This is a genomic window from Actinoplanes sp. NPDC049316, assembly GCF_040677315.1.
Classification (GTDB): domain Bacteria; phylum Actinomycetota; class Actinomycetes; order Mycobacteriales; family Micromonosporaceae; genus Actinoplanes.
Window position 1 is genome coordinate 147800 of sequence record NZ_JBFAQM010000016.1, and the last position, 19434, is coordinate 167233.

Annotated in this window: 18 protein-coding genes; 9 read left to right on the forward strand and 9 right to left on the reverse strand. The window is 74.1% G+C overall.

The genetic code is table 11. The features are described 5' to 3' along the window. Nucleotides 1–117: 117 nt before the first annotated feature. The 4 genes from AB0K03_RS23935 (at nucleotide 118) to AB0K03_RS23950 (ending at nucleotide 4990) form a co-directional block, all read left to right on the forward strand. Nucleotides 118–1287 (forward strand): monooxygenase, encoded by a 1170-nt coding sequence (locus AB0K03_RS23935; RefSeq protein ID WP_364688362.1) that lies wholly within the window; start codon nucleotides 118–120, stop codon nucleotides 1285–1287. 58 nt (nucleotides 1288–1345) lie between these two features. After that, on the forward strand, nucleotides 1346–2470 hold the full coding sequence (locus tag AB0K03_RS23940; RefSeq protein ID WP_364688364.1) for an alkane 1-monooxygenase: 1125 nt from the start codon (nucleotides 1346–1348) through the stop codon (nucleotides 2468–2470). 175 nt (nucleotides 2471–2645) lie between these two features. Further along, nucleotides 2646–3236, forward strand: a complete 591-nt coding sequence (locus tag AB0K03_RS23945; protein WP_364688366.1) for a TetR family transcriptional regulator — start codon at nucleotides 2646–2648, stop codon at nucleotides 3234–3236. A 188-nt stretch (nucleotides 3237–3424) separates the two neighbouring features. Next, nucleotides 3425–4990: a protein kinase domain-containing protein gene (locus AB0K03_RS23950; protein ID WP_364688368.1), complete on the forward strand. Its 1566-nt coding sequence runs from the start codon at nucleotides 3425–3427 to the stop codon at nucleotides 4988–4990. 3 nt (nucleotides 4991–4993) lie between these two features. Here the strand turns inward: AB0K03_RS23950 and AB0K03_RS23955 are convergent, their stop codons facing one another. The 3 genes from AB0K03_RS23955 to AB0K03_RS23965 are packed head-to-tail and all read right to left on the reverse strand — an operon-like array spanning nucleotide 4994 to nucleotide 6828. After that, nucleotides 4994–5773 (reverse strand): FkbM family methyltransferase, encoded by a 780-nt coding sequence (locus tag AB0K03_RS23955; protein WP_364688370.1) that lies wholly within the window; start codon nucleotides 5771–5773, stop codon nucleotides 4994–4996. After that, the gene (locus AB0K03_RS23960) at nucleotides 5770–6171 is read right to left on the reverse strand and encodes a VOC family protein (RefSeq protein WP_364688372.1); all 402 of its coding nucleotides are present in this window, start codon (nucleotides 6169–6171) and stop codon (nucleotides 5770–5772) included. Before AB0K03_RS23960 ends, AB0K03_RS23955 begins: the two co-directional genes overlap by 4 nt. Nucleotides 6172–6216: 45 nt before the next feature. Next, a complete protein-coding gene (locus AB0K03_RS23965) occupies nucleotides 6217–6828 on the reverse strand; it encodes a TetR/AcrR family transcriptional regulator (RefSeq protein WP_364688374.1) in 612 nt (203 codons plus the stop codon). Nucleotides 6829–6918: 90 nt separating this feature from the next. Here AB0K03_RS23965 and AB0K03_RS23970 point away from each other — a divergent pair, with 90 nt between their 5' ends. Beyond that, nucleotides 6919–8247 carry a cytochrome P450 gene (locus AB0K03_RS23970; RefSeq protein WP_364688376.1) on the forward strand — a complete coding sequence of 443 codons (1329 nt, stop codon included), beginning with the start codon at nucleotides 6919–6921 and terminating at the stop codon, nucleotides 8245–8247. A 112-nt stretch (nucleotides 8248–8359) separates the two neighbouring features. On the opposite strand, the gene AB0K03_RS23975 is transcribed toward AB0K03_RS23970, so the two are convergent. Then, entirely contained in the window at nucleotides 8360–9913 is a 1554-nt protein-coding gene (locus AB0K03_RS23975; protein WP_364688378.1) for an ATP-binding protein, read from the reverse strand. A gap of 101 nt (nucleotides 9914–10014) precedes the next feature. Here AB0K03_RS23975 and AB0K03_RS23980 point away from each other — a divergent pair, with 101 nt between their 5' ends. Then, nucleotides 10015–11403, forward strand: coding sequence for a hypothetical protein (locus AB0K03_RS23980; RefSeq protein ID WP_364688380.1), 1389 nt, complete (start codon nucleotides 10015–10017; stop codon nucleotides 11401–11403). Between the two features lie 28 nt (nucleotides 11404–11431). Here the strand turns inward: AB0K03_RS23980 and AB0K03_RS23985 are convergent, their stop codons facing one another. The 4 genes from AB0K03_RS23985 to AB0K03_RS24000 all read right to left on the reverse strand — a co-directional run bounded on the left by AB0K03_RS23985 (nucleotide 11432) and on the right by AB0K03_RS24000 (nucleotide 14587). Continuing rightward, nucleotides 11432–11590, reverse strand: coding sequence for a hypothetical protein (locus AB0K03_RS23985; RefSeq protein ID WP_364688382.1), 159 nt, complete (start codon nucleotides 11588–11590; stop codon nucleotides 11432–11434). A 33-nt stretch (nucleotides 11591–11623) separates the two neighbouring features. After that, complete coding sequence (locus AB0K03_RS23990; protein ID WP_364688384.1) at nucleotides 11624–11923, reverse strand: hypothetical protein; 300 nt, start codon at nucleotides 11921–11923, stop codon at nucleotides 11624–11626. 104 nt (nucleotides 11924–12027) lie between these two features. Beyond that, nucleotides 12028–13674, reverse strand: a complete 1647-nt coding sequence (locus AB0K03_RS23995; RefSeq protein WP_364688386.1) for a hypothetical protein — start codon at nucleotides 13672–13674, stop codon at nucleotides 12028–12030. Further along, nucleotides 13634–14587, reverse strand: a complete 954-nt coding sequence (locus AB0K03_RS24000) for an ABC transporter ATP-binding protein (protein WP_364688388.1) — start codon at nucleotides 14585–14587, stop codon at nucleotides 13634–13636. Before AB0K03_RS24000 ends, AB0K03_RS23995 begins: the two co-directional genes overlap by 41 nt. A 160-nt stretch (nucleotides 14588–14747) precedes the next feature. Here AB0K03_RS24000 and AB0K03_RS24005 point away from each other — a divergent pair, with 160 nt between their 5' ends. From AB0K03_RS24005 to AB0K03_RS24015, 3 genes are all read left to right on the forward strand, one after another. Further along, nucleotides 14748–17342, forward strand: a complete 2595-nt coding sequence (locus tag AB0K03_RS24005; RefSeq protein WP_364688390.1) for a cation-transporting P-type ATPase — start codon at nucleotides 14748–14750, stop codon at nucleotides 17340–17342. Then, nucleotides 17339–17692 carry a DUF5655 domain-containing protein gene (locus AB0K03_RS24010; protein WP_364688392.1) on the forward strand — a complete coding sequence of 118 codons (354 nt, stop codon included), beginning with the start codon at nucleotides 17339–17341 and terminating at the stop codon, nucleotides 17690–17692. The genes AB0K03_RS24005 and AB0K03_RS24010 overlap by 4 nt, the downstream gene beginning before the upstream one ends. 156 nt (nucleotides 17693–17848) lie before the next feature. Beyond that, nucleotides 17849–18466, forward strand: a complete 618-nt coding sequence (locus AB0K03_RS24015; protein ID WP_364688394.1) for a hypothetical protein — start codon at nucleotides 17849–17851, stop codon at nucleotides 18464–18466. Here the strand turns inward: AB0K03_RS24015 and AB0K03_RS24020 are convergent. Further along, nucleotides 18439–19425 carry a Ppx/GppA family phosphatase gene (locus AB0K03_RS24020; RefSeq protein ID WP_364688396.1) on the reverse strand — a complete coding sequence of 329 codons (987 nt, stop codon included), beginning with the start codon at nucleotides 19423–19425 and terminating at the stop codon, nucleotides 18439–18441. The genes AB0K03_RS24015 and AB0K03_RS24020 overlap by 28 nt on opposite strands. Nucleotides 19426–19434: the final 9 nt, after the last annotated feature.

A 19434-nucleotide genomic window follows, 5' to 3' on the forward strand; every position in this document is an offset into this window, starting at 1 on the left:
AGGCGGGCCGGCGCGAACGATCGAAAGCGACCTATCCGGGTCTTCCCGGATATATTTCCCGGACCGCCGCTGGAACGATGAACGGGTCTCACATCCGGACCCCCTGGGAGAGCCGTCATGAGAGCAACCCGCACCGCTGCCGCATTGACCGCCGTGCTGCTCCTCGCCGCGTGCGCGTCGAAGACCGAGACGCCGCCCCCGGCCGCGCCACCGCCCACAGCCGCCACGAGCACCCACGCCGGGCACAGCGTCGCCTCCGCCGCCCCGCCGGCGCCCCTGCGGGCCGGGGAACGGTTCGTCGATCTGGCGTTGCCGCAGCCGTACAAGCCGGCCGCGCCGCACGGCGGCACCGACGAGTACCGGTGCTTCCTCGTCGACCCGAAGCTGACCGAGGGCGCGTTCCTGACCGGCAGCAAGTTCCTGCCGCAGAACGCCGCCATCGTGCACCACGCGATCTTCTACCGGCTGAGCCCCGAGCAGGCGCGGTCCGCCGCCCGGGAGGACGCCGCGACGCCGGGCGAGGGTTGGACCTGCTTCGGCGACACCGGGGTGCAGGGCGAGACCGCGTGGGTGGCGCACTGGGCGCCCGGGGCCGGCGAGACGCTGATGCCCGCCGGGTTCGGGTTCGAGATGCCTCCCGGCAGCAAGCTGGTCATGCAGGTGCACTACAACCTGCTGGGCGCGAAGGGCGGCGACACCGACCGGTCCGGCATCCGGATGCGGATCGCGGACGGCAAGGCGCCGCTCACCCCGCTGGAGACAGCCCTGGCGTTCGCGCCGATCGAGTTGCCCTGCGAGCCCGGCGCGACGGGTCCGCTGTGCGACCGGGCTGCCGCCGTGGCGGATGTCGGCAAGCGGTTCGGCGCGGACTCCGCCGAGATGGTGTCCGGCCTGCAGGCGATGTGCAATCCCGGTCACGCGCCGGTGCCCGGCACCACCCAGCGATGCGACCAGCCCGCCCGCGGAGCGGGCACCGTCTACATGGCCGCGGGACACATGCATCTGCTCGGCCGGTCCATCAAGGTCGAGATCAATCCGGGTACGCCGAGAGCGCAGACGGTCATCGACGTGCCGGCGTACGACTTCGACGACCAGGCGCTCGCGCCGCTGCCGAAACCGGTCACCGTGGAGCGCGGTGACACCGTCCGCGTCACCTGCACCCACGACGCCGCCCTCCGCCAGCAGCTTCCGCAGCTCAAGACCCTGCCCCCGCGGTACGTGGTCTGGGGCGAGGGCACGAGCGACGAGATGTGCCTGGGTGTGATGGTCATCGCCCCGAAGAGGTAAACCGCTGCTCACAAGGTTCTTGCTTGACATATGAGGTCGCCGTGTAAACCATGGCGGCATGGACGTTGCCGAATCCGTGTGGCGGGACACCAAACGGCCGCTGTGGCCGCTGGCCCTGGTGGTGCCGGTCCTGCCGTTCGCCGCCTGGGCCCTGGCCGCCGCGACCGGATCGGGGTGGGCCTGGTGGCTGACGCCGGTCGTGATCCTGGGCGTCATCCCGGTCGTCGACCTGCTCGTCGGCGACGACCACGCCAACCCGCCGGAGGACGCCGTCCCCGCGCTGCAGGCCTCGCCGTACTACCGCTGGATCACCTATCTGTTCCTGCCGGCGCAGTTCGCGGCCCTGGTCGTGAGCTGCGCGGCCTGGATACCCGGCCCCGGCCTCGCGGGCGGCCTGGGTCTGGTGCTCACCGCCGGCCTGGTCAACGGCATCGCCATCAACACCGCGCACGAGCTCGGGCACAAACGTGAGGCCGCCGAGCGGTGGCTGTCCAAGATCGCCCTGGCGCCGACCGGGTACGGGCACTTCTTCGTCGAGCACAACCGCGGCCACCACGTCCGCGTCGCCACCCCCGAGGATCCGGCCAGTTCCCGGCTCGGCGAGTCGTACTACCGGTTCTGGCCGCGTACGGTGCTGGGCAGCCTGCGGTCGGCGTGGCGGCTCGAGACCTCCCGGCACCGGCTCCGCGGGCGCAGCCCGTGGACCGTCCGCAACGACATCCTCCAGGCGTGGGCCATGACCGTGGCGCTGTTCGCCGCGCTGACCGTCGCCTTCGGACCGCGGGTGCTGCCGTTCCTGCTGCTGCAGGCGTTCGTCGGGTTCTCCGTCCTCGAGGCGGTCAACTACCTCGAGCACTACGGCCTGCTCCGGCAACGCAACGCCGCCGGCCGTTACGAGAAGGTCGACGCGCGGCACAGCTGGAACAGCGACCGGCTGACCACCAACGTCTTCCTGTTCCAGCTCCAGCGGCACAGCGACCACCACGCGAATCCGCTGCGCCGGTACCAGACTCTGCGCAGCTTCGACGTCTCCCCGCAGCTGCCCGCCGGGTACGCCGCGATGCTGCTGCTCGCGCTCGTGCCACCGCTGTGGCGCCGCGTGATGGACCACCGGGTGCTCGCCCACTACGGCGGCGACGCCACGCTCGCCAACGCGGCCACGGACGCGCGCCGCCGACGCTGAACCGGTGACGGGCACGCACCTGCGCCGCCGACGCTGAACCGGTGACGGGCACGCACCTGCGCCGCCGACGCTGAACCGGTGACGGGCACGCACCTGCGCCGCCGGCGCCGGGCCGGCCACGGCCCCCGCAGCCGCGCCGCCGGCGCCGGACCGAGCCGTCTACGCTGGGCGGGCCATGACGTCCGCACCTTCGTACCGTGAGGCCACCCGCGCCCGGCTCCGCGAGTCGCTCATCGCCGCCGCGCGCGCCCTGACCGTCGCGCACGGGTGGGACAACGTCCGCATGGCCGACGTGGCGAGCGCCGCCGGGGTCAGCCGGCAGACGGTCTACAACGAGTTCGAGGGACGGCCAGGCCTGGCGGAGGCCCTCGCCACCGCCGAGATCCGGCATTTCGTCGCCGCGGTCCGCGAGGAGCTGCTCGCCCACGGCCCGGACGTCCGTGCGGCCGCCCACGCCGCCATCCTGCACACCCTGCGCGAGGCCGAGGTCAATCCGCTGGTCCGCGCCGTCCTGACGAGCGCCCGCGGCGGCGCCGACGAGCTGCTGCCCTACCTGACGACCCGCTCGGGGCTCGTGCTCGAGGCCGCCGGGGCCGTCATCGAGGAATGGGCGGCCGCGCACCTGCCGGACGCCGGCCCCGGGGTGGTCCGGCTCGCCGCCGAGTCGATCGTCCGCCTCACGGTCAGCCACATCGTGCTGCCGCTCGCCGAGCCGGCCACCACCGCCACCGCCCTGGCCGAGGTCTTCGTCCGCCTGCTGCGATAGCCGCCCCGGGCGTCACTGAACCGGTTTTTCCGATAATTGTCCGATCCGTTCTGCCGTACTCATGAGTAGCGATTTCTGAATGGTTACGAGCGCCTGAGTGGCGCCTTCGGAACAGCCGTTCCGTGGCTTTCCTGGGGTAGGGTCCGTCACGGTCGTCGACGGGTTCGGGCACGCGGAAGAGGGGGCCGATGCGGTTCACGGGGGACCTCGCCGAGGTCGGCCCGTACCGGATCCTCGGCCGGCTCGGCGAGGGCGGCATGGGCACCGTCTACCTGGCCGCCGATCCGCGGGGCCGGGAGGTCGCGGTCAAGGTCGTGCGGCCCGAGCTGGCGCTCGACGACCGGTTCCGGCGGCGCTTCCGCAGCGAGGTGAACCGGGCCCGGCAGGTGCCGCCGTTCTGCACGGCCGAGGTGCTGGACGCGGACCCGTACCACGACCCGCCGTACCTGGTGGTCGAGTACATCGACGGGCCGAGCCTCTCCGAGGTGGTGCAGCGGCAGGGGCCGCTGAGCCGTACGACGCTGCACAGCGTGGCCGTGGGCATCGCCACCGCGCTGACCGCCATCCACGGCGCCGGGGTCGTGCACCGCGACCTGAAGCCGGGCAACGTGCTGTTCGGCCTGGGCGGGATCAAGGTCATCGACTTCGGCATCGCCCGCGCGCTCGAGCCGACCAGCATGCACACCCGCACCAACCAGATGGTCGGCACGGTGTCCTACATGGCGCCGGAGCGCTTCGAGCACGAGTCGGTGTCACGGGTCGGCACGCCGACCGACGTCTTCGCCTGGGGCGCCGTGGTGGCGTACGCGGGCACCGGCCGTACCCCCTTCGGCGCCGAGTCACCCGCCGCCACCGCCGTCCGCATCATGACCAGCCCACCCGAGCTGTCCGGTCTGGACGAGCCGATGCGCGGCCTGGTGGAGCGGGCCCTCGCCAAGGATCCGGCGGAGCGTCCGGGCACCCGCGAGCTGCTCGACGAGTTGCTCGCCACCGCGCCCCAGCCTCAACCCCAGCCTCAACCCCAGCCCGGCAGGCAGTCCCCGGCGACCGCCGCGCCACCGGCGTCGATGCGGGGAACGCCGTTTCTGCGCGAGGTGGTCGAGGCGGCCGCGAGCCGGCGGCCCGCCACCGCGGCACCCGCCGACCGTGCCATCCCGATGGCGCCGCCGCCGGCACCCCGCCGCGCCGTGCCGCACTGGATCGGCGCCCTGCGGCGGTTCGAGGTGGCTGCCGCGGCGGCCGTGGTCCTCGCCGTCACGACGGCGGTCGTGGTGACCCTGCGGGCCACCGGCCAGCCGTCCGGGACGCCGGCGGACCAGGCGGCCGCCCGGCCGACGACCGCGGCGGCCACCCCGGCCGATGTCACGCCCGCGGCGCTCGCCGGCCACCGCCGGGTCGCGCTGGGACTGGCGGGCACCAACCTCCACCTCGGCGTGGCGGCCGGCGGGCGGGTCGTCCCGGCCGAGTCGGCGGAGCCCACGGAGTTCGTGCTCACGTCCGCGGCAGGCGCGTACCGGATCCGGGCGGTCTCCGGGCGCTGCCTGACCGCCGGGCCGGCGGTGACCCTCGGACCGTGCGCCGGCGACGCCACCCTGTTCCGGATCGACCCGCGCACGGACGACACGGTGCTGCTCACCCACGCCGGCTCGGGGGTGGCGCGATGGAGCGAGGACCGCGGCGCGATCCTGCTCGAGCGGCCGGGCGGCGGCATCGAGCCGACCGCGTTCACGCTGGTCGACCGCGGTCCGGCCTGACGCTCAGCCCCGGCGGCAGTACACGTCGCCGGAGTTGGCCTCGTGCGGCAGGGCTCTTAAGCGCTCCCCCAGCTCGTCCGCGGAGACCCAGTCCGGCACCAGGAACTGCCGCTCGTCGCCCAGCGACAGGGTGAAACCGTCGAAGCCCAGCTCCGTGCCCCGGTGCAGGCATCGCGCGGCGAGGTCGCGTTCGATCGTGGTGAACTCGAACGACAGCACGGGCAGGGGGCGGCTCAGCCCGGCGAGCACCTGGTCCTCGAAGCCCTCGACGTCGATCTTCGCGAACGCCGGGGCGCCGTACCGCTCGATGAGCAGGTCCATGGTGGTCGACGGGACCTCGATGCGGCCGTCCCAGCGCTGCCCGTCCCAGCCGTCGGCGCCTGTGGCCGCCGCGATGAAGTGCGGCGAGGCCGTGGAGACCGTCGGGTTGTCGCTGTTGATGTGCATCTCCAGCGTGCCGGGCTCCGCGCCGCAGGCGGCGTGCACCAGCGTCACGTCCTCCTCGTCGCCGTAGAGCGCCTCCAGCACCCGCATGCAGGCGGGTTGCGGCTCGAGGGCGACCACCCGCGCGCCGAGCCGGCGGAAGCAGGCGATGTGGTCGCCCACGTGCGAACCGACGTCGAACACGAGGTCGCCGGGGCGCACGAAGCGACCGTAGAAGGCGTCCATGCTCGCTTCGCGCCCGGCGTCGCCGTAGTAGAAGTCGAGCGAGCGGCGCAGCCCGGAGAGCCCCGGTTCGGCCTTGAGCCGCGCGAGCACGGCGCTGCGGTCGGGCGCGCTCATGAGCCCACGAAGATGCAGAAGGGGTGGCCGGCCGGGTCGGCGTACACGTACAGCTGCTCGTGCGGGTCGTCGCGGCGGTCGAGCAGCAGCTCGGCGCCCAGGTCGAGCGCGCGCCGGTGCTGCAGGTCCAGCTCGCCGACGTCGGGCACGGTCGTGTCCAGGTGCAGCTGCTGCGGCACCTGCGTGCCGGGCCACGTCGCCGCGGGGAGCTCGTCGACCTGTTGGAACGCGAGCTGCCGGGAGCCGTCGGGCGCGCGCAGCACGAGCCAGTCCTGGCCCTTGTCCTCCTCGTCGCCGGGCCGGTACGCCAGGCCGAACATCCGGCGGTAGAACTCCGCCAGCCCTCGGACGTCCGTGGTGTCCAGAACGGTCTGGAGGATCTTCGGATAGGTCGCCATGCCCCGAGCAAATCATGGATCGCCCGCGCGCACCGCCCCGGGTGGTCAGGGCCCGGCGGTCCGCGGCCCCAGCAACAGGCGCGTCGCCTCGACGGCCGGATCGACGATCGTGCGCACGTCGCGGCCGTCCTCGACGGTGGCGGCGATCAGCTCGCGCAGCCCGCCCAGCAGGATGACGGCGGTCGCCTCGGACGGCGGCCGTACGCCCGCGGCCCGCAGCCGCGGCGTGTCGGTCAGCCGCTGGATGAGCACGACGAAGGCGGCCATCGTCTCGCGCTGGAACTGCCGGGCGCGGCCCTGGCCCAGCGCGGGCACGTCCCGGATCCAGCTGAGCGTGATGGGCGGGTCGGCCTGCACCGCCGCGATCCAGCCCTCGATCGCCTGTCGCACCTGCAGCTCCCACTCCGCGCCCGGGTCGACGCTCGCCGAGATGCGGGCGATCGTGCGCTCGTTCGTCTCGTGCAGCAGCGCGACGAGGCATTCCTGGCGATCGGCGAAATGCGCATAGAAGGTACGCCGTGACGTGCGCGCCGCCCGCACGATGTCCGCCACCGTGGTGTCCGGGTAGCCGCGGTGGCGGATGCAAGCCGCCATCCCGTCCAGGAGGCGGCGGCGGAAGCCGGTGTCCGCGCCGGCCGGCACGTCGGTGGTCGTCACGGACCTAAAGCTAGTGCCTGATCCCTTGTGCGGTAGCGGTACGCGGCCGTACCGTGGCCTGGTACGTGAGCGTACCAGCGGAGGTGAGCGATGACCGCGACCACCCTTCCCGAGGCGGTCCTGCCCGACGGCCCTGCCACTCCCCGCCTCGTGCAGGCGGTGCGGTTCGCGGCCGGCCGCCGCCGCACGATGCACCGGCTACGGGCCCGATACGGCTCCGCCTTCACCGTCCAATCCCTCAACCTGGGCCGGATGGTGATGCTGGCCGACCCCGCCGAGGTCCGCGAGCTGTTCCAGACCCCGCCCGAGGTCGCCGACACCCCCGACGCCAACCTCGGCTCGGTGCTGGGCCCCGGCTCGTTCTTCGCGATCAGGGACGAGGAGCACCGGCGGCAGCGCAGGCTGCTCACGCCGCCGTTCCACGGGCGCCGGCTGCGGGCGTACGAATCGATGATCGAACAGGAGACGCGGCGCGAGACGGCGTCCTGGCCGGAGGACCGCCCTTTCCCGGTCATGCCCTCCACCATGCGCATCACGCTGAACGTCATCCTGCGCGCGGTGTTCGGCGCCGAGGGCGCCGACCGCGACGACCTGCGGGAGCTGCTGCCCGCCATCGTCAGGCTCGGCTCGGTGCTGGCGGTGCTGCCCGCGGCGCGGGTCGAGCTGGGCGGCCACGGTCCCGGCGCGCGGTTCCGGCGCTACCGGCAGCGGTACGACGCGATCGTCGGCCGGCTCATCGACCGGGCGGCCGCCGACCCCCGCCTCGCCGACCGCGACGACGTGCTGGCCATGCTCCTGCAGTCGCGCTACGACGACGGTTCCGCGATGAGCCGCAGCCAGATCGCCGACCAGCTGCTGACGCTGCTGGCGGCCGGCCACGAGACGACGGCGACGACGCTCGCGTGGACCGTCGAGCGGCTGCGCCGCCACCCCGGCGTGCTGAGCCGCCTGGTCGCCGAGGCCGACGACGGCGGCAGCGCGCTGCGGGAGGCGACGCTCATCGAGGTGCAGCGGGTGCGGCCCGTCATCGAGATGACCTCCCGGCAGGTACGCGCGGAGAGCCTGCGCCTCGGCCGCTGGACCCTGCCCCGCGGCACCGTGGTGACGGCCTGCATCGCGCTGCTGCACGACGACGAGACGCTCTTCCCGAACCCGGACGTGTTCGACCCGGACCGGTTCGTGGGCGCGCGGACCGACCCGGCCTGGATCCCGTTCGGCGGGGGCGTACGCCGGTGCATCGGCGCCGCCTTCGCCACGTTGGAGATGAACGTCGTGCTGCGCACGCTGCTGCGCGACTTCACCTTCGTGCCGACGGCGCAGCGTCCGGAACGCTCGCACAACCGGGGCATCGCCGTGGCGCCGGGCAAGGGCGGGCTCGCGGTGGTCCGCCGCCGCCGGCCGGAGGCCGGCTTCGGGTAGACCAGCCCGGCCAGGACGCCGAAGCCGTCCTCCTCGCGGAACGCGCGCACGGCGTTCGGCGACACCCTTCCCACCTAGAGGAGTCCCGGCTGCGCGGAGATTGCACCGACTGTCAGGCCGCCGGGAGGGTGAACGTCAGGCACGCCCCCGGGCTGTGCGCCGCGTCGAGCCGGATGGTGCCGCCGTGGTGCTCGACGATCTTCTTGCAGATGGCCAGGCCGATGCCGGTGCCGGCGTACGCCTCGCGCGGGTGCAGCCGCTGGAAGATCACGAAGATCTTCTCGGCGAACTCGGGGTCGACGCCGATGCCGTTGTCCCGGACGGCGAACGTCCAGCGGCCCTCCGCCTGCGCCGCGGTGATCTCGATGTGCGGAGCGCGCTCGGGGTGCCGGAACTTCACCGCGTTGCCGAGCAGGTTCTGCCACAGCATCGTCAGCAGGGTCGGATCGCCCATCACGGTCGGCAGCGGCGGCCGGGAGATCCGCGCCCCGGCCTCGGCGATGCTCAGGCCCAGGGTCTGCTCCACGCCGTCGAGGACGTCGTCCAGGTCGACGAGGCGGCTGGCGTCGTACAGGCGGCCGATGCGGGAGAAGGCCAGCAGGTCGTTGATGAGCTGCTGCATGCGCGTGGCGCCGTCGACCGCGAAGCCGATGTACTGCTGGGCCCGGTCGTCGAGCGATCCGGCGTACCGGCGCTGCAGCATCTGGCAGAACGACGCCACCTTGCGCAGCGGCTCCTGCAGGTCGTGCGAGGCGACGTACGCGAACTGCTCCAGGTCCTGGTTCAGCCGGTGCAGCTCGACCTGCCGCTGCTCCAGCTGCTCGCGGGCCTGCTGGCTGGCGTCGAGCCCGTCAACGAGCCGGCGGCGCATCGCCTCGACGTCCCCGGCGAGCCGGGCCAGGTCCGCCGGGCCGGCGGGGTCCAGCCGGTGGTGGAAGTCCCCGCCGGCGACCTGGCGCACGGCCGTGCCCAGCTGCGTCAGCGGCCGCAGCACCACCACCCTCAGCAGCACGGCGATGACCCCGACGAGCAGCAGCAACGCGAGGACCAGGCCGAGGAAGACGGCGTCACGGAGCCGCCGGGTCGCCGCGAGGTCCCGCCGGGCGGCGTCCTGCAGCTCCGACAGCCGGTCCTCCAGGGCGACGACGCCGCCGCGTACCTGCTCGAAGGCCGCGACGTTGCGGGCCACCGGGCCGGCCGGGTCGGCGGCCGCCCCGGCGCGGCGGGCCTCGACGAGCGGGCCGGCGACGGTGGACCGCCACTGTCGCGCCTGCTCCTCGACCGCGGCCACCTGTGCCACGGCCGCCGGTTCGGCGCTGAGCAGCTGCCGCAACCGGGTGAGCAGCTCCTGTTCCTGTGCCTGGCTGTCCGCGTACGAATCCAGGAAGGCCTGGTCCCCGCTGAGCAGGAAGCCGCGCACGTCGGCGGCCTGGTCGGCCAGCGCGGCGCCGAGCTGCACCGTGGCCTTGCCGGCCGGGGCGATCCGGTCGCTGAGACGGTTCGACACCGCGGCCGTGCGCGACAGCGCGCCGGCCCCGATCACCGCGCCCGCGACGATCAGAACGACCATGGCGACCAGGACGGTCGCGAACCAGCGCTGCGTGGTCCACGACGCCCACCGGCGCCGCGGACCGGGCCCGGGCTGCGCCGGGTCAGTGTCGATCACGCCAGCACGGTACGCGAGGCGCCCGGTCACGGCCACGCGACGGCCGCGGCGGGAAGCCGCGACGGGCGCCGCGGGATTGCGGCCGGTGCGATGCTGAGGCGATGAGTGTCGCCGATCGGTCCCCCGCGTACCCGACGAGGTCGCTGATGCCGCCGGCCCGGCGCCTCGGCCCGCTCAGCGTGGGGCTCGTGGCCGTCGCGTTCGCCGTGGTGTGGGTCGTCGCCGGACCGCCGGACGGGCGATGGCTGTCGTTCGCGGGGCAGCTCGCCGGCGCCGAGGCCGTGCTGCTGATGGCGATCGCGATGGTGCTCATCTCGCTCTTGCCGGCCGTGGAGGTGTGGTTCGACGGCATCGACCGCGCCGCGATCTGGCACCGCCGGTTATCGGTAACGGGCCTGGCGCTGCTGGCCCCGCACGTCCTCTTCTCCAGCGGCGAGGACGGCGGCGGGATCGGCGGCCTGCTGGCCCAGGTGGGGGTGTGGGGACTGCTCGCGCTCGCCGCCTGGGCCATCGCGCCGCGCTGGCGCACGATGCTGCCCTGGATCGGCCCGCACCTCGCCCGCGCCGCGGACCGCGTGGCCGCCCACCCGGCGATGCGCCGGGTCCTGGCCGCCGGCCGCTGGATATTCGGAGGGTACGAGCGCTGGCGGGCCCTGCACCGGCTCACCGGGCTGTTCCTGGCGGCCGCGTTCGTGCACGGCCTGCTGGACGGCACCATGTTCGGCTCACCGGTGCTGCGCTGGACCTACCTGGTCGCGGGCGGCACCGGGCTGGCCTTCTACGTCTACCGGGAGACCGTCGCGCGGCACCTGACGGCCCTCCACGACTACCAGGTCGCCAAGGTCACGCCGGTCGGAGCGAACCTGACGGAGATCTCGCTGGCGCCGGTCGGGCGGCCGATCACCTTCACCCCCGGCCAGTTCGCCATGCTCTTCCTGGAGACCGGCGCCGGGTGGCGGCGACACCCCTTCACCATCTCCAGCGCGCCCCGCGACCGGTTCCTGCGCTTCACGATCAAGGCGCTCGGCGACGACACCACCCGCATGCAGACCCTCGTACGCCCCGGCATGCCGGCCGTCGTCGGCGGCCCGCACGGCCGTTTCGACCGCGCCCGCGGCACCGACCGGCAGATCTGGATCGCCGGCGGCATCGGCATCACCCCGTTCCTCAGCTGGCTGCGCGCCCTCGACCGGCACGCCGCGCCCGGCACGGTCGACCTGTTCTACAGCACCCAGGGCGTCCCGCCGTTCGCCGGGGAGATCACCGCCATCGCCGAGGCCCACCCCACCGTCCGAGTGCACCTGCACGACACCAGCGCGCACGGCTACCTCACCCCCGACGCCGTCCTCGCCACCCTCGACGAGGATCCGCGCCGGCTGTCGGTCTTCCTCTGCGGCCCGAAAGCGATGGTGGACGGCTTCGTCCGCCGGTTCCGCCAGGCCGGCGTCCGCAGCCGCGACATCCACCGCGAACACTTCGACTGGCGCTGACCGCGCGCCACGGCATCCCGCGTCAGGTCTACCGGTCCGGAGAGCGCTTGCGACGCAGACCTTCGACCATCTGCCGGGCCTTGCGCTTGTTCTCGGGCTCGGCTAGCCGACGTTTCCCCTGCTCGACGATGTTCTTGCCGCGTGGGCTGTTCAGGAAGGTCTTGAGGCGCTCCGCGAGCGTGGGCATGGTGTCCTCCTCCGCGACTCTCTGGACGGCGCGTCAGCCGCCGAAGCGGCCGAGGAAGTCCGTCACCTTGCTGGTGATCTCCTCGCCGGCGGCCGTGACCGATTCGCCGGCCGCGGCGACCTGCTCGCCGGCCGCGCCGACGGCCTCGCCGGCCGCACCCGCGGCGTCCGCGGCGGCGCCCGACGCGGCGTCGGTCGCGGCGGTGACCGCCTCGCCGGCCTGGCCGGTGGCGCCGGCCGCGGCGTCGGTGACGGCTGCGGGGTCGACGGCGGGAGTCTCGATGCCGAGAGCTTCCTTGGCGCTGGTGACGAGGTCTTTCAGTGCCTGCAACATCGCAGCCTCCAGATGCTCTGATGGCGATGTTCCCGCCTTCGATCCTTCGCGCGCCGGGCGGGCAGCGCCCAGGGCCGATGGTCCTCATGCGACCCGTGGCGCGGTCATCCGGACACCTTCGGGCTGCGCCGCGCGACGGCGGCGGCCGCGAGGGCGCCGCCGACGGCGACCGCCGTGACGACCGTCAGGCTCGCCGCGGCGGGCATCTCCAGGTAGGGGTTGCCGTACGCGCCGAACACCGACAGCCGATTGACCCAATCGGGCCAGGCGAACAACGGTACGAGGTAGATCAGCAGGTACGAGGCGGCGACGAAGACGGCCAGCACGCCGACCGCGGCGGTGCTGCGCAGTGCGGCGACGACCACCGCGGCGACCGCCGACAGGGCGGCCGCGAGCAGCAGCGTGTCCGCGGCCAGCCGGATCAGGCCCGGCCCGTCGACCCCGGCGCCGACCGCGGTGGCCGCCCCGGCCAGCCCGCCGATGCCGGCCGCGGTGACCAGGGCGGCGCCGGCCAGGGTGGCCAGCAGCCGCTGTGCCGTCAGCCGCGGCCAGGACAGCGGCGCGGCGAGCAACAGCTCGACGCGGCCCTGCCGCAGCTCGGTGACCCAGCCCGCGGCCTGCGTGATGACGTACGCGGTGACGATCGGCACGATGAGCTGCCCGGTGAACGCGAGGTACTGGTCGGCGACGCTGTGCCCGGGGTCGGCGCCCATGATGCGGTCGGTGTAGGAGAACTTGTCCCACATCTGCGCGACGGTGGGTTCCAGCCAGCCCATCAGGGCGAGGTATCCGGCGGCTGCCGACGCCCAGGCGAGCAGGGTCCAGCGTTGCCGCAGCAGCGTCGCCGACCATACGGCCCGCAGCGCCGGTCGCTGCACCCGGCGCAGCGGCCGGGCGGCCCGGGCTCGCCGGGTGAACAGGCCGGCGGCGTAGTCGCGGCGCCGGTACACCCACGCCGCGGCGCCCAGCAGGCCCGTGCCGGCGGCGAGCAGGATCAAAGTGGACGGCAGGTGCAGGCCGTGGCCGGGTACGAGGGCACGGGAGAAGCCGGCGTAGTAGAACGGCGACGCGTACCGCACCACGCCGAGCCAGCCCACGTTCTGCCAGACGTTGGTGAGCACATACAGCAGAGTCAGGAGCAGCGCGGCCAGGCCGGTGCCGGCCCGTGGTGCGGGGATCAGCTGCGCCAGGAGCAGGCCCAGCGCGTACCCGGCGTACGCGCAGAGGCCCATCGCGGCCGCGGTGATGAACGACCCGCCGGTGTCGGGCTCGCCGCCGGCGGCCATCGCCGCGGCGAGGCCGGCGCCGATCCCGAGACAGACGAGCCCGAGGGTTGCCGCGAAACCTGCCGCGCGGTCGACGAGGATGCCGGTGCGGCTGCGCCCGGCGGCGAGGATCGCCGCCTGGATCCCGCCGGTCTCGGCGGCGCGCAGGACGTGGCCGCCCTGCACCGCCGCGTACACCGCCAAGCCCAGGCCGAACAGGGTGACGTTGTGGTAGGTCAGGTACCCGCCGAGGGTGTCCAGGCGGTCGGCCGGCCAGCGCAGCAGCCGCATCGCCTCGACACCCGGTCGCATCCCGGCCGCCATCTCGGCCGCGCCCCCGGCGAAGCGTTTCACCTCGGCGACGAAGCCGAGCCCGATGGCGACCATCGCCACCGCCGAGCCGGCCACCCAGGCGAGCGCGCCCCAGCGGTGGGCCCGCATCGTGTCAGCGACCAGCGGCCGGCTGGGCAGCGTCGGGGAACTCACCGAGGAACACCTCCTCCAGCGACAGCTCGTGGCTGTCCAGCTCCACCACCCCGGCGCCGTCGAGCACGCGCAGCAGCGGGGCGACGGTCCCGCGTACGGCGCAGGTCAGGCGGTGATCGGCGACCGCGGCGTCGGTGACACCGGGTACGTCGGCGAGGTCGCCCGGTGCCAGCCGGCCGGTGAACACGGCCTCGATGCGGTGGATGCGCAGCGTCCGCAGGTCGTTGAGCGATCCGGCCCGTTCCAGCCGGCCGTCGCGGATCATCGCGATGCGGTCACAGATCAGCTCCACCTCGGACAGCACGTGGGAGGAGAGGAACACGGTGGCGCCGGCGGCGACCGACTCCTTGACGACCTGACGGAACTCGCGCTGGATCAGCGGGTCCAGCCCGAGCGTCGGCTCGTCCAGGATGATCAGGCCGGGACGGTGCATGAACGCCTGGACGAGGGCGACCTTCTGCTTGTTGCCGTGCGAGAGCGTCTCGTACCGGCGGCCGAGGTCGAGCTCGAAGCGCTCGGCGAGCGCCGCGACCCGAGCCGGGTCGACGCCGCCGCGGACGCCGGCCAGCAACCCGATCATGTAGCCCGCCGTCACGCCGGGGAACTGCACGAGCTCGCCGGGCAGGTATCCGACCCGGCGCTTGACGGCCAGGCTGTCCCGCCGGGAGTCGAGCCCCAGCAGCGTCGCGGAGCCGCGATCCGGACGGATCAGGTCCATCAGCAGCCGGATGGTGGTGGTCTTGCCGGCGCCGTTGGGCCCGATGAACCCGAACGTCTCACCCCGCGCCACGGTCAGGTCCAGGCCGAACAGGCCGTGGCCGGCGCCGTAGTCCTTCGTCAGACCGGTACAGATGATCGCGGCGGGGGCCGGCTCGGTGCGGTCGGGACGCGCGATCGACACATGTCGCGCCATGCTTTCCAGCCTCGCCCCGGTACGAGCGCACACGCCAGGGCCGAGCCGTCCCCCACGACGGCGGGACGATCTGCCCGCGGCCGCGGGCCCTGCGCCCCTGGGAGGACAGGGGCGAACGGGAGCACCCTCGATGCGGGAACGCTGACGCGAGGAGGCGGCCGTGCCCGGAGACCTGCAAGCCATGCCGACCGGTGTCCACGGTCTGTCCTCCGCGGAGGCGGCGGAACGCCTCGCGCAGGACGGGCCCAACTCGCTTCCCACGCATCCGCGGGTGCCGGTGTGGCGCCGGGTGCTGACCCAGCTGCGCGACCCGCTGATCATCGTGCTGCTGGTCGCGATCGCGCTGACCGTCGTCACCGGCGACTGGACCGACGCGGCCGTCATCGCGCTGGTGATCGTCGTGAACACGGGCGTCGGGGTGGTGCAGGAGGTCAAGGCCGACCAGGCCATCACGGCGCTGGCCACGATGACCGCGCCCGAGGCCCGGGTGCTGCGCGACGGGCAGCAGCGGCTCGTCCCGGCCGCCGACGTCGTCGCCGGGGACCTGCTCGTGCTGGCCGAGGGCGACATCGTGCCCGCCGACGCCACGGTCGTCGAGGCCGCGGCCCTGCTGGTCGACGAGTCGGCGCTGACCGGCGAGTCCGTACCGGTGGACAAGGCCGCCGTGCGCGACGGCCGCGGCCGCGCCGAGCACCCCGGTGAGCAGGTCTCGTCGGGCACGGTGGTGGTCCGCGGACGCGGCCGGGCCGTGGTCACCGCGACCGGCCCCGCGAGCGCCATGGGCCGTATCGCCGGCCTGATGGCCACCGGCTCGGGTCTGACGCCGCTGCAGCGCCGCCTGGTCGGGGTCGGCCGGGCGCTCGCCGTGGCCGCCGTCGCGCTGTGCACGGTGGTGCTCGTCATCGGCCTGGCCCGGGGCGAGTCGCCGGAGCTGATGGTGGTCACCGCGATCAGCCTGGTCGTCGCCGCCGTACCGGAGTCGCTTCCCGCCGTGGTCACCCTGGCCCTGGCGCTGGGCGCGCGCCGGATGGCCGCCCGGCACGCGCTGATCCGCCGCCTGCCCGCGGTCGAGACGCTCGGCTCGGTGACCGTCATCGCCACCGACAAGACCGGCACCCTCACCGAGGGACGCATGGTCGCGCGCCGGCTGTGGACGCCGGCCGGCGAGGCCCGGATCGACGGTCACGGGTACGCCCCGCACGGCGCCGTACGCCGCGACGGCCGGCCGGTTACCGCCGGTTCCGCCGCGGACCTCGACGAGTTGCTCACGGCCGCCGCCCTGTGCACCGACGCCCGGCTGCGCGCCCCGGACGAGCCCGGCGGCGACTGGACGGCGCTGGGCGATCCCACTGAGGCGGCCCTGCTGGCCGCCGCGGGCCGGCTCGGACTCGACCCGGCAGCCCTGAGGAGCGCGCTGCCGCGCATCGGCGAGCTGCCGTTCGACAGCGGCCGCAAACGCATGACCACCGCGCATCGGCTGCCCGGCGGCGGCATCCGGCTCATCTGCAAGGGCGCGCCCGAGGTGCTTCTGCACCCGGCGTTCCTCGGCGAGCCGGACGACCTGATCTCGTCCGCCACCGCGGCCGCGGACGAGCTGGCCGCCGACGGCTACCGGGTCCTCGCCGTCACCCGGGCGGACCACGAGGGCCTCGGCGCACCGGACACCTGGGAGAGCGGCCTGCGGCTGCTCGGCCTCATCGGCATCCGCGACCCCGCGCGGCCCTCGGCCGCCGCGACGATCGCCGCCTCGCAGAGCGCCGGCATCACCCCGGTGCTCATCACCGGCGACCATCCCGCCACCGCCCGTGCCGTGGCCGCCGAGGTGGGCATCATCGCCGCCGGCGACGACGTCGTCGACTGCCGGGAAACCCTGGACGACGACCGGATGCGGCACGCGCGCGTGTTCGCCCGGGCGACCCCCGAGCAGAAGCTGGACATCATCACCGCCCGCCGGGAGGCCGGCGACATCGTGGCGATGACCGGCGACGGCGTCAACGACGGCCCCGCCCTGCGCCGCGCCGACATCGGCGTCGCCATGGGGCTGCGCGGTACCGAGGTCGCCCGGCAGGCCGCCGACCTCGTGCTGGCCGACGACGAGCTGGCCACCGTCGTCGCCGCCACCGAGGAGGGCCGCCGCGTCTACGCCAACATCCGCCGCTTCCTGCTCTACGGCCTGTCCGGCGGGACCGCCGAGATCGCCGTCATGCTGGCCGGCCCGTTCCTCGGCCTGCCGCTGCTCCTGCTGCCCGCCCAGATCCTCTGGGTCAACCTGCTCACCCACGGCCTGCCCGGCGTGGCCCTCGGCAGCGAACCGGCCCCGCCGGACGTCATGCGGCGCCCGCCGCGCCCGCCGGCCGAATCGGTGCTCGGGGCGGGCCTGTGGCAGCGGATCCTGCGCGTCGGCGCGGTCATCGCCGCCGTCACCCTCGGCATCGCCGTCTGGGCCGACGCCACCGGCCGGCCCTGGCAGAGCATGGCGTTCTTCGCCCTCGGGGCGACCCAGCTCGCCGTCGCGATCGGCTCCCGCGCGCGGCCGGGCACCCGCGCCAACCCGATGCTGCTGGTCGCGGTCGCCGCGGCGCTGGGCCTGCAGTTCGCCGCGCTGTACGTGCCGATCCTCAACAGCCTGCTCGGCACCGAACCGGTGGCGATCCTGGACCTGCTGATCATCTGCGTCCTGTCCAGCCTCGGCTACGCCGCCATCCGCCTCGACCGGGTCGTGCACACCGGCAAGCCGCGCCCGTCGGAACCATGACGCCGGAGCAGTTCTTCGACGGCTCACCGGCCGGGCTGGCGCTCTACCGGGCGCTGGCCGCGGCCGTCGGCGCGCTCGGCCCGGCCGAGGTTCGGGTCGGCAAGGCCCAGATCTCCTTCCGCCGGCGCAAAGGTTTCGCGTACGTGTGGCGCCCCGGCCAGTACGTGACCAGCTCCGTACCGGCGGTCCTGTCGTTCGGCCTGCCCATCCGGCTGCACTCGCCCCGCATCAAGCAGGTGGTGCAGCCGGCTCCCAACGTGTGGATGCATCACGTGGAGCTGTGGGAACCGGCCCAGGTCGACGCCGAGGTCCACAGCTGGCTGGAGGCCGCCTACGCCAACGCCGGATAGCGCATGCTGTCGATGTCCAGCGCGGCCATGGCCGCGGCTCCGGCCGTACGCGACCGCGACCGGGACGGGAAGCGGTTCGGCTCGGCCTGCCCCTGACCTGGCGCGCAGGGCCGGGTTCCCGGCGTACCGGCCGGGCAGGCCGCCTAGGCTGGCCGGATGACGTGGCTCGACGTGATCGGCTGGACGGGTTCGGCGCTGCTGGTGTGGTCGCTGCTGCAGAGCCGGCTCCTGCGCCTGCGCGCGCTCAACCTGGTGGGCTGCCTGGTGCTCATCGGCTTCAACGCGGCCGTCGGGGTCTGGCCCATGGTGGGGCTGAACGTCGTGCTGGCGATCATCAACGTCTGGTATCTGGCGCGGATGGTGACCAGCCGGCACGACGAGCGGGCGTACCGGGTGGTGGAGGTACGCGCCGACGGCGACATGCTGCGGCACGTGCTGGAGCTGCATCGCGAGGACATCGCGCGGTTCAACCCCGGTTTCCGGGCGGAGGGCGGCGCGGACCGGGCCGCGTACCTCATCGTCAACGGCGACGAGATCGTCGGCGTGGTGCTGTTCCGCCCGGAGGCCGGGGTGGCCCGGGTGGAGCTGGACTACGTGACCCAGCGGTACCGGGACTTCACCCCGGGCGAGTTCGTGTACCGGCGCAGCCATCTGTTCACCGACCGCGGCTGCCGTACGGTCGTGACGCCGCCGGGCATGCTGGCGCCGTACTACGACCGGCTCGGGTTCCGCCGCGAGGACGAGTCCTACGTCCTCGACCTCGCCGCGGTCTGAGGGGGCCACGGCCGCCAGGCGGCGTTGCCCAGCTCCGGTTCGTACGCTTCCAGCCGGCGCAGCAGGATCCCCTCGCGCAACCCCCACGGGCAGATCCGTACCGCCTCCACGTTGAGCCCGCGCATCACCTCGTAGCCGACGATCGCGCCGGCGAGGATCTGCCGTGACCGGTGCGCCGACACGCCGGGCAGCCGCTGCCGCTCGGCCGACGGCAGCCCGGCGAGCCGCTCGATCACCGGGCGCAGCGCCCCGCGCCGCAACCGCCGGGTGACGAACGGGCCGTGCCGCAGCGGCGCCGCCCCGGTCAGCCGGGCCAGCTGCTGGAACGTCTTCGACGCCGCGACCGCCGTGCGCGGCGACTCCCAGGATCCGCGGGCGGCGATGCGGCGTACCTGTTCGCGGACGTGCCGGCGCAGCTCGCGGACGGCCCGCTCGCTGGGCGGGTCGCCGTCGCGCAGGAACTCGCGGGTCAGCCGGCCGGCGCCCAGCGGCAGCGACAGCGCCGACTCGGGCAGCCGGTCACGGCCGAACGCCACCTCCAGCGTGCCGCCGCCGATGTCCAGCAGCAGCATCGGCCCGGCGCTCCACCCCAGCCACCGCCGCGCCGCGAGGAACGTCAGCTGCGCCTCCTCCAGCCCGGACAGGGTGCCGAGCCGGATGCCGCTGCCCTTCTCCACCTCCCGCAGGACATGGTCGCGGTTGGGCGCGTCCCGCACGCTTGCCGTCGCGTACGCGAAAAGCCAGTCGACACCCGCACGCTCCATCTCCCCGGCCGCCGCGGCGACGGCCCGCACCAGGCGCCGCCGGCCGCCCGGCGCGATGGTGCCGTCCGGGCCGAGCCGCTCGGCCAGCCGGGTCCGCAGCTTCCAGGTGTGCGCCGGCAGCGGCAGCCCGCCGTCGGCCTCGCTGACGAGCAGATTCACGGTGTTGGAGCCGATGTCGAGGACGCCGAGGCGCATGCGGGACCG